Genomic DNA, 13,046 nt, shown 5'->3' with positions numbered 1-13,046 from the left:
GTTTGTAGAAATTACTTCTTCTTAGCAAATGGTAGCCACCAATTCCAGTCGCCAAATAGCTTCATAAGACTTGGGACAAGCATAAGGCGAATAATTGTAGCGTCAATCGCGATTGCAATGGCAATACCAACACCGATTTGCTTTACAGGCATAACGTCGGTAAAAGCAAATGCGCCAGTAATAACGATCATAATAAGCGCAGCAGATGTAATGATACGGCTAGTAGATGTAAGTCCCTCTACTGTTGCACGAGTATTATCCGCACCTTTTTGATATTCCTCTTGTATTCGAGATATTAAAAATACTTCATAGTCCATACTCAAACCAAATACAAGGCAAAATACAATAACCGGAATGATGAGGACAATTGTGCCAGCCTCTATTCCGAAATGTCCATATTGGAATATATATACGAGTATCCCAAACGCTGAGGATAACCCAATAATATTCATAATGATTGCTTTGAGAGGAATTAAAACCGAACGGAAAGCAAGCATTAAAATAAAGAACGTTGACACGATAATAATCAAAACAGCGAATACAATTTTATCCGCAATTTCATCGAAAATCTCTTGATTGAATTTACCTTGTCCACCTAGTTTAAAATCGACGTGTAAATCTTTGTCCATCCATGTTCTTGCAAATTTTTGTGCGGCAGAGGACGAACCAGCTACATTTAATGTAATAGGGATAAACAATTGTGTATCCTTCGAAAAGGTATCAATAAGTGGTTTTAATTGTTCTGCAACTTGTGGCATTTGTAAAGATGCTGTTAATTCCTCTGGCGATTTTATATTAGAAGCCGTATAAATAGTTGATACTTGATCAACGAGTGGATCGTCAAGAAGCTGTTCTTGTATATCAAACAGTAGCTCTCTTGCCTTCTCATCCTCCCAGCCATCTTTACGTTCAGCGAGTAAATATAAAATCGAAGTATCACCGAGCCCAAACGTGTCATCTAATTTATCGTACGCTGCACGTGCATCATATTTAGTTGGTAAAGAATCCACTTGAGGTATAGCTAGTTTAATATCCTTCAATGGAATCATACCGATACCAAGTAACAATAATGCGACAATGACAATCGATACAGGTCGTTTCATAACAAAGCCAGCAAAACTGCGCCAACGATTTGTCCCACCTGGCTTTACGCGTATTATGCGCCACTTATTTAGACGGTCTCCCAACACCATCATTGTAGCAGGTAATAAAGTGAGACCTGACAACACTGCGAACAACACGACAATTGTGCCGCCTAGTGCAATATTGCGGAAAATTTCAACGTCAATAACAATCATGGCCCCAAGACCAATCATGACACAAACAGCAGAAAAGATTATTGAACGGCCAGCTGTCTGGATTGCAATTTGTATCGCATCGGCAACTGTAGAATGACCACGTTCTTCGCGATAACGATTAATAAATAGTAGAGCGAAGTCAATACTGAGGGCAAGTCCTAGCATTGGCACAATGTTTAACACAAAAATAGATAAGTTAACGCTACCACTAAGTAGTGTCAACAGTCCGAATGCTGTGACAACCGTAACGACACCAATTATAATTGGCAAAATTGCAGCTACAACGGTACCAAAGGCTAGTAATAGTACGACGATGGCGATTGGTAAACCAATTGCTTCAGCAGAAGCCAAGTCTTTTTGGCTAGCTTCATTTATATCCTCAGAAATCACAGGTCCACCTGTAATACTAATGCCATCCTCTTCAACTAATGTGCGAACTTCTTTTACTGTATCGGGCAAATTTTCAATGTTATTTTTAAAATGTACCATGGCATAGGCGATGCCGTTCTTTTGTAGCGAAGAATCATCCAATGGTGACTGGATTGAATGGATTTCTTGAATGTCATCGAGTTTTTGTAAGGTGTCTTCGATTTTTTTATTGTCTACTTGGTCAAAGACAACCATTATAGTTTCAGCAGGTAAGTCGAATGTTTTTGCTAGTTCATTTGTGACATAGGTATGATCAGCTTCAACAAAAAAGCCATCTCCATGCAGTTTGCTCGGAAGCTGTATAGCAAACACAGCCATTGCGATAAAAATAACAACCCAAATTGCAACGATAGCTTTCGCATGTGCAGTGATAAAAGCTGAAAAAGTTTTCATAATAATAAAGCATCCCCCTTTTAAACCAGTGTAAAGGATGTGTCGCTTTTTGTCGTGTGACAAAGTAAAACTCCTACTCAAACGACAATTTTCCTAAAGTGTAAAAAACAATGCGCTTTCCGCGGGCACGACGTTAGACGCAACCGTCTTCGTGGATTTTTACTTGGATATTAAAAATGTTTGCAAAGGGTTACGCCTAATTGTGTGAGAATTGTGTGAGTGCCTGTCACTAAAAAAGGTCACTAAAAAAGGCACTTTCTGTGAGTAGAAAGTGCCGTAACATCTAGAAGAATAAAGATAATATAAGGTAAATAACGGATGCCATAACAGCTGAAATTGGCATTGTAATAATCCATGTTGTCACAATTTTACGTGCCATTCCCCAGTTTACACCACGAACACGCTGTGCTGAACCAACGCCCATGATTGATGAAGAAATAACGTGTGTTGTCGATACTGGTAAGTGAACTAATGTCGCACCGAAAATAACAGTAGCAGAAGCTAAATCCGCTGCAACGCCATTAACAGGACGGATTTTCATAATTTTACCGCCGACTGTTTTAATGATTTTATAGCCACCAATAGAAGTACCAAGACCCATGGCAATTGCCGCAGCAGCTCGAACCCAGAAAGGAATATCATCCCCAGTGTGTAAGCCTCCAGCAATTAACGCCATTGTCATAATACCCATTGCTTTTTGCGCGTCATTTGTACCGTGTGTAAACGATTGAATAGCCGCTGTAAAAATTTGCATTGTACGGAAGCCTTTATTCGTACGATATAGATTTAAGTTTTTAAACCATAATTTAAACAGAGACATCATAAGAAAGCCGGCACAAATCGCGATGATTGGTGAAAATACTAAAGCCATAATAATTTTTGTAAAACCACCGTAGTTAAGTACGCCAAAGCCTGCAGAAGCAACTGCTGCACCGGCAATTGAACCGATTAATGTATGTGAAGAACTTGATGGGATACCAAAGTACCAAGTAAGTAGGTTCCAAATAATAGCCGAAATTAATGCGGCTAAAATAACGACAGAACCTGTTGTATCTCCTTGAAATGCATTTAAAGAGAATGGATCTACAATATCTTTTGTTAGAGCCTTTGCTACACCAACGAAAGTAATAGCACCGATGAAGTTCATCGTCGCCGCCATAATAATGGCAACGCGTGGAGGCAATGCTCTAGTTGAAACCGAAGTTGCGATAGCATTTGCTGTATCGTGGAAACCGTTGATAAAGTCAAATGTTAGGGCAAAGATGACGACCAATACGGTTAGTATAATTATTGTATTCATTGTAAGTGACCCACTCCTAATTACGCGTTACGCATGATAATTGTTTCCATTGTGTTTGCAACGTTTTGACAATAATCAGCGATATCCTCTAGTTGTTCATAAATATCTTTAAACTTAATAATGCGGATTGGATCTTTTTCATTTAAAAACAATTGCTTAATCGAAGTTCTTTGTACTTCGTCACATTCGCGCTCATAGTCTTTTATTAAAATTGCATGTGGGCGCATGCCGATAAGATTTTTTTTCTTTAACTCTTCAGTAGCTTTAACAATTTCGTCGGCACTTTTTGAAATATAGCCTAAGAAAATACGCATCGCTTCGTCAACTTCTGTTAAGGAGAACATTTCAAAGTGAGCGATACAATGCTCCGTACCATCTAACACGTCGTCCATACGGATTGCGAATTCTAAAATATCCTCGCGCTCAATCGGTGTCATAAATGATTTGTTTAGCATCACGATAAGTTCATGAATAAGTTTATCGCCAGCTGTTTCGTAATTCTTCATTGTAATGCTAATCTCTTTTAAGTCAGCTACACTTGTAATACGAAAATCATTTGCGTAATGTACGGCCTCTCTCATGTTTTCTGCAATTTTATGCAATGCTATAAAGAAAGGGTCTTGTTTTTTTGAGTTAAGCATGTAAATGAAATCCTCCTGGATGTATATAAAATAATCAACCTTTAAACTTTACTATCATAACAAAATCTTTCGTTTATCTACATAAAATTTATCTTCTCTACATAAAACTTTACAATCCTGTAATATACAATTTGTTCACAAATATGCTGTTTTGTATGTGTATTTATTCCTATTAGTACAGAAAAACGCCTATATAATAAGTATTTTTGAGAAAAATATAGTCTGTTTAGTACAGAATGTAGCATTTACAATCACTCGATTATACTTGCGTGTAAAATTGAATTGTAAAGGTATTGTAAAGAAACGCCCCTTAAACATAGTGTTCCCTATTTTCTTAAGAATATCTTCATTTTTATCCTTCCATATTTTTAAGAATTATTTTCTACAATTAGAAAGTACGAGAAAGGGGCATTAAGACAAAATGATTCAAGTCGAGAACTTACAACATACATTTTTAATTGGGAAAAAAGGCAAGGAAAAGCATGTACCTGTATTAAAGGGTGTCAATTTTGAAGTGAAGAAAGGAGAGATTGTCGCAATTGTCGGCAAAAGTGGCTCGGGAAAATCAACATTGCTTCAAACTTTAGCAGGGTTTATGAAGGCTGAACAAGGCTCTATTAAGGTGAATGGGCAAGAGACAGCCAAACTTAATGAAACAGAGAGTGCAGCTTTTCGATTGCGACAGTTCGGTTTTATTTTTCAAAACTTTCAACTCATGCCAGGTTTAACGGCATTTGAGAATATTGAATTGCCTTTGAAATTGCAAGGTGCTAGCAAAGCTATACGTAAAGAAAAAGTGAAGAAGATAATGGACAAGGTTGGATTAACTGCAGTAGCTGACCATTATCCAAATGAATTATCAGGCGGTCAACAACAGCGTGTAAGTATTGCAAGAGCATTGATTACCAATCCTCCAATATTGCTTGCAGATGAGCCAACGGGGAGTTTGGATTCTGAAACAGAACAAGATATTTTACTCCTAATTCAAAGCTTAAATCGTGAGCTTGGCTTAACTTTTGTTATTATTACGCACGATGAAGAAGTGGCGACTATTGCTCATCGACGTTTCAGAATGTATGATGGCGAGCTTGTAAAGGAGGTAGAATAACATGATATGGAAAGATCAACTAGACTTTGTTATACAACATATAAAGAAAAATAAATTACGGGTATTTATGACGGTGCTGGCTGCAACAATGGGTTGTGCGTTTTTAATTGTCCTGGCATCCGTAGGGTTTGGACTACAGGATTCGATTCGTAACGAAATACTTTCGGATGAAAATGTAACAAAAATACAAGTATATGATGGCTCACAATTTACAGAGCAACAGAAAGATGAAATAAAGTCGATAGAAAATGTTAACACAGTGCTTGAAACGATTACAGTTAATGCAAGTGCACACTCTTATTTTGAAGATCGTGATGCAAATTCAAACTTAATCTTAACGAATATGAAAGATTTTAAAGATGTAACTGGGAAACTTGCGCAAGGACAGTATCCAACAAAGCCGAATGAGATTATTGTTGGATATCATTTCGGCCAAACTTTATTAAACGACGCTGATCGCGATAAGATTAAAGAAAAAAGTAAAAAGGCTGAGGCAGAGGGAACGTATTATGATGGTAATGAAGAAGGATATAAACAGTCTGTCATTGGTAAAGAGATTGAGTTATCTTTAATATCTAATTCAAATGGAACATCTGAAACTGAAAAGGTGAAATATACGATTGTCGGTGTGACGAAGAAGCCTTCTTATGATTGGATGATTGACAATACAGTTTATATGGATTCAAAACAGAAAGAGGCAATAGGTAGCAGTTTTGCGGCATTAGATGATGTACCAGAAGATGAAGTATTTAATTCGGAATTTAATATATATGCAGACAGTTTAGAGCACGTAAAGCCTATTTTGGAAAAGCTAAAAGACAAAGGCTACAATGTGTATTCAGTGACTGAGCAATTAGATCAAATGGATGTATTTTTCCTTGTATTAAAGATTGGCTTAATTTTTGTTGGAACAATTGCCGTATTAATCGCCTCTATTGGGATTTTTAATACGATGACTATGGCGGTTACAGAGCGTACACGTGAAATTGGCGTATTAAAGGCAATCGGAGCGAGTCCAAAGCTTATTCAACGATTATTTTTAATGGAAAGTACATTTATCGGCATTTTTGGAACAATCATTGCCGTAGTGATTTCGTATGCTATTAGCTTTACAGCAAATGCGATTTTACCGTTAATTTTAAAAGCGGCAACAGGTGAAGATGCGTTTGGTTCGTCTGATATTACATTTTCACTTATTCCATGGCAGCTCGTTCTTATTGCGTCTGCTATCAGTATTGGTGTTGCTATGGTTTCTGGCTACCGACCAGCTCGTAAAGCAACAAAAATCGATGTTATCCAAGCATTGCGACAAGAGCTATAAAAAGAACCCGAGGCACATAATGCGCCTCGGGTTCTCATAGTTTATAAATAAGATGTTAATTCATTTGCCAAAAATGGCTTCGCATTCAACAGTGTGACAAAAGCGTCGTACTTAGCACGTTGCTGTGCACTTGGCTTTTTACCAGTATAATACGCTCGAATTAAAATATTTTTCGGTGTGTTCTCCATGTCGATAAATTCCAGTAATTGTGCTTCATAGCCAACAAGCGATAAAATCTCTGCGCGAATCGAATCGGTAGCCAATGCAGCAAAGCGTTCGCGGACAAGACCGTGCTGTAGCATGATGTCGAGTGCGGGTGTATCAAGTTGACGGTTTAGCTCATGCTGGCAACATGGCACGCTTAAAATAACACTTGCTCCCCATTTCACTGCGCGTGATAATGCCATATCTGTTGCTACATCACAGGCATGGAGAGTCACTACCATGTCTACATTTGATTCATCATTATAGTCATTAATATCCCCAACTAAAAATTCAAGTTGCTCGTAGCCTAAATCCTGTGCAATACGTGAGCATTCCTCGATAACCTCTTTTTTTAAATCTAAGCCAGTGACACGAATATCCAAACCTTTTTCAATTTTTAAGTAATGATATAAGGCAAACGTTAAATAGGATTTCCCTGAACCAAAATCTAAAATTCGCACTTGGCGATCTTTTGGCAAATGGGCTAAGGCATCGTCGATAAATTCAATGAAGCGATTAATTTGCTTGAATTTATCGTATTTTTGTTTTTTTACTTTTCCTTCTTCACTTTGTACACCTAAGCGAATTAAAAAAGGGTAGGGGGTGGACTCATCAAGTAAATAGTTTTTCTTGCGGTTATGTGATAAGTTTACTTCCTTTGGTGTAGCTACTTTATCAGACTTCCATAATACTTTGTTCTTTTTCGATAGTTGCACCTGTACTTTTTCGTCAATAAAATCGATATGTGCTTGACGGAAGTCAGCAAAAAATAGTTCGAGCTTAGGAGGGAAATCAGCTAGTATGACGTTCTCATGTTTTAAAATACGTTCATATTGGTATTCAATTTGTATATGATAAGCATCTTTCAGCATGATGGGCTTTAGTTTAATACGCTTTACTTCATTAGACTTCATACGAGGTTGACTGATTGTAGCTGCAACGAGTTGTTGTTGTGAAAATTGCTCTTGTAGCTGTGCTTTCATTTCTTCAAATGTCATTTATTTCGCCTTCTTCGTTGTGTAATAGATGGCATTAGTGTAACACAATTTTATTAATTCATTGTTGTTTTCAATTTTAAACAATCGGTATACCGAATATTCAGATAAACGATTTTATTTTTAATAATTTTTACGGTATATTTATAGTGAAAAGTTTTTTGAAGGTAAAGAATAATTGTGGATAGGAGGAAGACTTATGTCGGACAACACTTATCAGCTAATCGCTATTATTATTTATATGATTACAATGCTAGGAATCGGATGGTATGCATTTGTAAAAACTTCAAATTTAACGGATTACATGCTAGGGGGACGCTCGTTAGGACCTGCTGTTACAGCCCTTAGTGCGGGTGCTGCGGATATGTCTGGTTGGCTTTTAATGGGGTTGCCAGGTGCGATTTATGTATCAGGACTTGTTGAGGCGTGGATTGCAATTGGGTTAACAATCGGTGCCTATTTAAATTGGATGTTTGTCGCACCGAGATTACGAGTTTATACGCAAGTATCAAATGACTCTATTACAATTCCAAGTTATTTGGATAATCGATTACGTGATAATACGAAATTAATACGAATTGCTTCTGGGCTAATCATACTTATATTTTTTACATTCTATGTATCTTCAGGAATGGTAGCTGGAGGCAAGTTTTTTGATAGTTCATTTGGCTATGAATACCATACAGGTTTATTAATAGTATCAGGCGTAGTTGTTGCCTATACATTGTTTGGTGGATTTTTAGCGGTGAGTTATACAGACTTTTTGCAAGGATTAATTATGTTTTTAGCACTTATAACAGTACCGTTATTCGGGGTATTTTTAACTGGTGGACTTAGTGAAACAGTAGAGTCCATTAAGGCGGTTAACCCAGAGCATTTAAGTTTATTACCTGCGACAGCAACTGCTGCCGCGATTATTTCTTCTCTTGCTTGGGGATTAGGATACTTTGGGCAACCACATATTATCGTACGTTTTATGGCGATTAGTTCTGTGAAGGAGACAAAACAGGCTCGCCGGATTGGTATTGGATGGATGATTTTAAGTCTTGCTGGTGCACTTGCAACCGCATTAGTAGGCGTTGCATACTACCAGCAAAATGCTGGCGAATTAAAGGACGCTGAAACGGTGTTTATTGTACTTGGCCAAATTTTGTTCCATCCATTTATTGCAGGTATTATGTTAGCAGCTATTTTAGCGGCAATTATGAGTACAATCTCATCGCAATTAATTGTCACTTCTTCAGCACTTGTGGAGGATATATACAAAGCGTTGTTTAATAAGACAGCTACCGATAAACATTATGTTTTTATTGGTCGAATGGCCGTATTAGTAGTAGCAATTATTGCGGCAATTTTAGCTTGGAACCCTGAAAATTCTATTTTGAATTTAGTAGGTTTTGCTTGGGCTGGCTTTGGAGCTGCGTTTGGACCAATTATTTTATTATCATTATATTGGAAGAGATTGACGAATTACGGAGCGTTGAGTGGGATGGTGTTGGGTGCATTAACAGCTTTTGTTTGGGGAAAAATAGAATCGCTTTCAACGGCTCTTTACGAAATTGTACCAGGCTTCATAGTTTGTTTAGTAGTAGCCGTTATTGTTAGTATGATGACATATAAAAGAAATGAAGAGATTGAAGATGAATTCAATCGTAGCGTATCATTGTTAAAAGAAGAACGAGGGAAATGATGAACAATACTTTAAAGAGTGAATATTGTTCGTTTCTTATATAATGCAGGTTAAGCCCGTAAAATATTGTGGAAAAGTTTCATGTAGATTTATTCATTATAATAGTTAAGAAAATAAAAAGAGTTTATCTACAGTTCGCATGCGCCCAATTTTAGGGCGCATTTGTTTTTAGTAATTAAAACTCAACGCTAGAATGATTTTATTAAATAAATAGCGCTTTGGTGGAATTAAAAGAACTCGACTAAAAGACACAGATTCGGGCATTATATGGTAAGATGGAGAAAATTTGCTGTAGCGTCACCAAGGCGTTGGTGGGAGGATTGTGAGTGGAAAAATTGAAAGAAGTAGATGTTTTACTAGAAAAAGCTATTCTTGTTGGCGTAAATTTACGTAATGATAAGCATTTTGAGTATTCTATGGAAGAGTTAACAAATTTAGCTGAAGCATTAAATGTGGAAGTCTTAGGTGTTGTTACACAAAATTTAGAGCGTGTCACACCTTCACATTATGTTGGAACAGGTAAAATCGAAGAGATAAAAAGCTTTTTTGAAGAAGTGCAAGCCAATCTGGTGATTTTTAATGATGAATTATCACCTTCCCAGATTCGTAATCTAGAGCGCGATTTAGAGACGAAAGTAATCGATCGTACGATGTTAATTTTAGATATTTTTGGGCGCCGTGCAAAAACACGTGAAGCGCAAATGCAGGTAGAGTTGGCGCAACTTCAATATATGCTTCCTCGTTTAGTCGGCTTGCATGCTTCGTTAAGCCGACAAGGCGGAGGTACTGGAGGCGGTTTTAAAAACCGTGGAGCTGGTGAAACGAAACTTGAGCTAGATCGTCGTAAAATTGAAGATCAGATTTCAAAAATCAAAAAAGAGTTAGAGCAAGTGAAAGAGCAGCGAGAGACGCAACGAAAACAACGTCGGAAAAATGCCGTACCTGTTGTGTCTATTGTAGGTTATACGAATGCCGGCAAATCGACAATTATGAACCAACTACTCGCTAAAATTGGTCAAGAAGATCACAAACAAGTATTTGAAAAGGATATGCTGTTTGCGACACTTGAAACGTCTGTCCGTTATATTGAATTACATGATAAGAAGTCATTTTTATTAACAGATACAGTCGGCTTTGTTAGTAAATTGCCGCATCATCTAGTGAAGGCGTTTCGCTCGACACTAGAAGAAGCACGTGATGCTGATCTATTGCTTCATGTTGTAGATGTCTCAAATGCAGAGCATGGTTTTATGATGGATGTTACAAACGAAACGTTAAAGGCAGTTGGCGTTGAGGGAATCCCTACTATATATGTTTATAACAAAGCAGACTTAGCAAATGTTCCGTATCCTGTCATTAGTGGAGATAATATTTGGATTTCTGCAAAGCAGGGTAATGGTTTAGATGAACTATTACAAATTATACGACAGCACATTTTTTCTGATTATGTCACATGTAAAATGCTTATACCATATGAGCAGGGCAATGTAGTTTCTTATTTAAATGAAAATGCAACGATTTATGAAACGGCATATGAAGAAAATGGCACATTACTTAAGATTGAAGTAAAAGAAGCGGATTACGCAAAATATCAACAATTTGTTGTTAAATAGCAATAAGATAATCAATGCGCGGATTGGATTGCAGTTACGGTAGTCAATTTGAATAGCATTGTTTGAAAAATCAACAGCAATCATCGCTGTTGATTTTTTATTTGTTTAAATATCTGTATATTTACTATTTTCTAACTTTAAATTAAATACTATTTTTTAGAGGATAGGGAAGAGTGAGAAAACGTAGATATTTCAATATATTTAATAAAATATTGTTTAATGAGTCTGAATATAAAGAAAAATGACAAATTTTCAACATTTTTTAAAACTCTTGCGAAAGTAATAAAAACGCTTTAGTATGATGAAACATAGTTTTTTATCCTTATCAATGGGGAACAATATTTTTAAGGAATAATGAAAGTGGGAGAGGAAATTGTATGTCTACTAAAGATGAAATTGTAAAATCTGTCCCTCAAAATGGATTTGTCGGACACCCTAGAGGGCTCTTTACATTATTTTTCACAGAATTTTGGGAGCGTTTTTCATACTACGGTATGCGAGCGATTCTAATCTTCTTCATGTATTATGAATTAAATGAAGGTGGATTAGGTCTTGATCGCGGTACAGCGAATTCAATTATGGCTATTTATGGTTCGCTTGTTTATATGTCAGGTATTATTGGTGGCTGGATAGCCGATCGACTTTTAGGGACACGTAAAACGATTTTTTATGGTGGCGTGTTAATTATGATCGGTCACTTACTGCTAGCATTCCCTGGCGGTGTAACAATGTTATTTGCTTCAATGGCGTTTATTGTTATCGGTACTGGTTTATTAAAACCGAATGTCTCAAGTATTGTAGGGGATATTTATGCTGAAACAGATAGCCGTCGTGATGCAGGATTCTCGATTTTCTATATGGGTATTAATATGGGTGCATTCATTGCGCCGTTTATTGTCGGAACAATTGGACAAAAGTATAGTTTCCATTTAGGCTTCAGTTTAGCAGCGGTTGGTATGCTAATCGGATTAATTGTTTTTAAAGTAACAGAGAAAAAATATTTAGGCTTAGCGGGCTTACAAGTAAATAACCCGTTAAAACCAGAGGAACGTAAAAAAGTCTTTACGCAATTTGGTATTGTAGCATTAATCATTATTGTTTTAGGTGGCATTGGTATTAAAACTGGTGTACTAACAATGGATGTCTTTAGCTTAATTATTACTGCTCTTGGTGTGTTAATACCAGCAGCGTTCTTTATTTATATGTATCGCAGTAAGAAAACAACAAAAGATGAGAAATCTCGCCTTCTTGCATATATACCATTGTTTTTAGCAGCAGTTATGTTCTGGGCTATTCAAGAACAAGGTGCAACAATTTTAGCAACGTATGCAGATGAGCGTACACAATTAAATATAGGTGGTTTTCGTCTTGAATCGTCTTGGTTCCAATCGCTAAACCCATTATTCGTTATTACCATGTCTCCATTATTTGCGATGCTATGGTTAAAATGGGGCGATAAGCAACCATCGACACCACGTAAGTTTTCTTATTCACTATTCTTTGCCGGACTATCATTTTTAGTGATGATGATTCCTGCACATCTTTCAGATGGACAAGCTTTAGTAAGTCCATTGTGGTTAGTATTATCATTCTTCTTAGTTGTAGTTGGGGAATTATTATTGTCTCCAGTAGGTCTGTCTGCAACAACGAAATTAGCTCCACAAGCTTTTGCTGCACAAACAATGTCACTATGGTTCTTAACGAGTGCTGCGGCTCAAGCGATTAACGCTCAGCTAGTAAAGGTATACGAAGTTGTAAGCGAATTCACGTATTTCGGATTCTTAGGATCATTGTCAATTGTTATTGGCATACTCTTATTAGTACTTTCACCTATTATTTCTAAAGCGATGCGTGGTATTAATTAGTTAAAAAGGCTAGAGAAAAGAAAAAAGTGTTAGATTGACTGCGGTCAATCTAACACTTTTTTTGCTATGCTGTTGATGTCCGCTACGGCGGTTGCTTTCCGCGGGCACACCGTAAGCCGCAACCCTCGCTAACGCGCGGTCTGTTGCGTCTTACTATGCGTGCGTTCCCGCAGGAGTCACCGCCTTCGC

9 protein-coding genes are annotated in these 13,046 nt (G+C 37.1%); 5 read left to right on the top strand and 4 right to left on the bottom strand.

Translation table 11 applies throughout. The features are described from left to right. Window positions 1-11: 11 nt before the first annotated feature. From ACIQXW_RS21000 to ACIQXW_RS20990, 3 genes are all read right to left on the bottom strand, one after another. Entirely contained in the window at window positions 12-2,120 is a 2,109-nt protein-coding gene (locus ACIQXW_RS21000; RefSeq protein ID WP_402765228.1) for an MMPL family transporter, read from the bottom strand. A 283-nt stretch (window positions 2,121-2,403) separates the two neighbouring features. Beyond that, window positions 2,404-3,420: an inorganic phosphate transporter gene (locus ACIQXW_RS20995; protein WP_340821968.1), complete on the bottom strand. Its 1,017-nt coding sequence runs from the start codon at window positions 3,418-3,420 to the stop codon at window positions 2,404-2,406. A 20-nt stretch (window positions 3,421-3,440) separates the two neighbouring features. Continuing rightward, window positions 3,441-4,061, bottom strand: a complete 621-nt coding sequence (locus ACIQXW_RS20990) for a DUF47 domain-containing protein (protein ID WP_173479367.1) — start codon at window positions 4,059-4,061, stop codon at window positions 3,441-3,443. Between the two features lie 421 nt (window positions 4,062-4,482). Here ACIQXW_RS20990 and ACIQXW_RS20985 point away from each other — a divergent pair, with 421 nt between their 5' ends. Both ACIQXW_RS20985 and ACIQXW_RS20980 read left to right on the top strand, forming a co-directional pair. Beyond that, window positions 4,483-5,169, top strand: coding sequence for an ABC transporter ATP-binding protein (locus ACIQXW_RS20985; protein ID WP_340821971.1), 687 nt, complete (start codon window positions 4,483-4,485; stop codon window positions 5,167-5,169). A 1-nt stretch (window position 5,170) separates the two neighbouring features. Further along, complete coding sequence (locus ACIQXW_RS20980) at window positions 5,171-6,490, top strand: ABC transporter permease (RefSeq protein ID WP_340821973.1); 1,320 nt, start codon at window positions 5,171-5,173, stop codon at window positions 6,488-6,490. A gap of 41 nt (window positions 6,491-6,531) precedes the next feature. Here ACIQXW_RS20980 and ACIQXW_RS20975 read toward each other — a convergent pair whose 3' ends face one another. After that, complete coding sequence (locus tag ACIQXW_RS20975; protein WP_402765223.1) at window positions 6,532-7,692, bottom strand: class I SAM-dependent methyltransferase; 1,161 nt, start codon at window positions 7,690-7,692, stop codon at window positions 6,532-6,534. 196 nt (window positions 7,693-7,888) lie between these two features. Here ACIQXW_RS20975 and putP point away from each other — a divergent pair, with 196 nt between their 5' ends. The 3 genes from putP (at window position 7,889) to ACIQXW_RS20960 (ending at window position 12,857) form a co-directional block, all read left to right on the top strand. Beyond that, on the top strand, window positions 7,889-9,379 hold the full coding sequence (putP, locus tag ACIQXW_RS20970) for a sodium/proline symporter PutP (protein WP_402765220.1): 1,491 nt from the start codon (window positions 7,889-7,891) through the stop codon (window positions 9,377-9,379). 326 nt (window positions 9,380-9,705) lie between these two features. Beyond that, on the top strand, window positions 9,706-10,992 hold the full coding sequence (hflX, locus tag ACIQXW_RS20965) for a GTPase HflX (RefSeq protein ID WP_402765217.1): 1,287 nt from the start codon (window positions 9,706-9,708) through the stop codon (window positions 10,990-10,992). A gap of 377 nt (window positions 10,993-11,369) precedes the next feature. Next, window positions 11,370-12,857, top strand: a complete 1,488-nt coding sequence (locus tag ACIQXW_RS20960; RefSeq protein WP_401021646.1) for a peptide MFS transporter — start codon at window positions 11,370-11,372, stop codon at window positions 12,855-12,857. The last annotated feature ends 189 nt before the right edge of the window (window positions 12,858-13,046 follow it).

Origin of the sequence: Lysinibacillus sp. NPDC097162, from assembly GCF_044762185.1 — a bacterium.
GTDB lineage: Bacteria > Bacillota > Bacilli > Bacillales_A > Planococcaceae > Lysinibacillus.
This window is presented reverse-complemented; position numbering and strand designations above follow the sequence as displayed.

Bases quoted from the DNA above. Each gene is read 5' to 3' on its own strand.
- ACIQXW_RS20975 (WP_402765223.1), bottom strand. From the start codon at position 7,692: ATGACATTTGAAGAAATGAAAGCACAGCTACAAGAGCAATTTTCACAA.
- ACIQXW_RS20995 (WP_340821968.1), bottom strand. From the start codon at position 3,420: ATGAATACAATAATTATACTAACCGTATTGGTCGTCATCTTTGCCCTA.
- putP (WP_402765220.1), top strand. From the start codon at position 7,889: ATGTCGGACAACACTTATCAGCTAATCGCTATTATTATTTATATGATT.
- ACIQXW_RS20985 (WP_340821971.1), top strand. From the start codon at position 4,483: ATGATTCAAGTCGAGAACTTACAACATACATTTTTAATTGGGAAAAAA.
- ACIQXW_RS20960 (WP_401021646.1), top strand. From the start codon at position 11,370: ATGTCTACTAAAGATGAAATTGTAAAATCTGTCCCTCAAAATGGATTT.
- ACIQXW_RS20990 (WP_173479367.1), bottom strand. From the start codon at position 4,061: ATGCTTAACTCAAAAAAACAAGACCCTTTCTTTATAGCATTGCATAAA.
- ACIQXW_RS21000 (WP_402765228.1), bottom strand. From the start codon at position 2,120: ATGAAAACTTTTTCAGCTTTTATCACTGCACATGCGAAAGCTATCGTT.
- ACIQXW_RS20980 (WP_340821973.1), top strand. From the start codon at position 5,171: ATGATATGGAAAGATCAACTAGACTTTGTTATACAACATATAAAGAAA.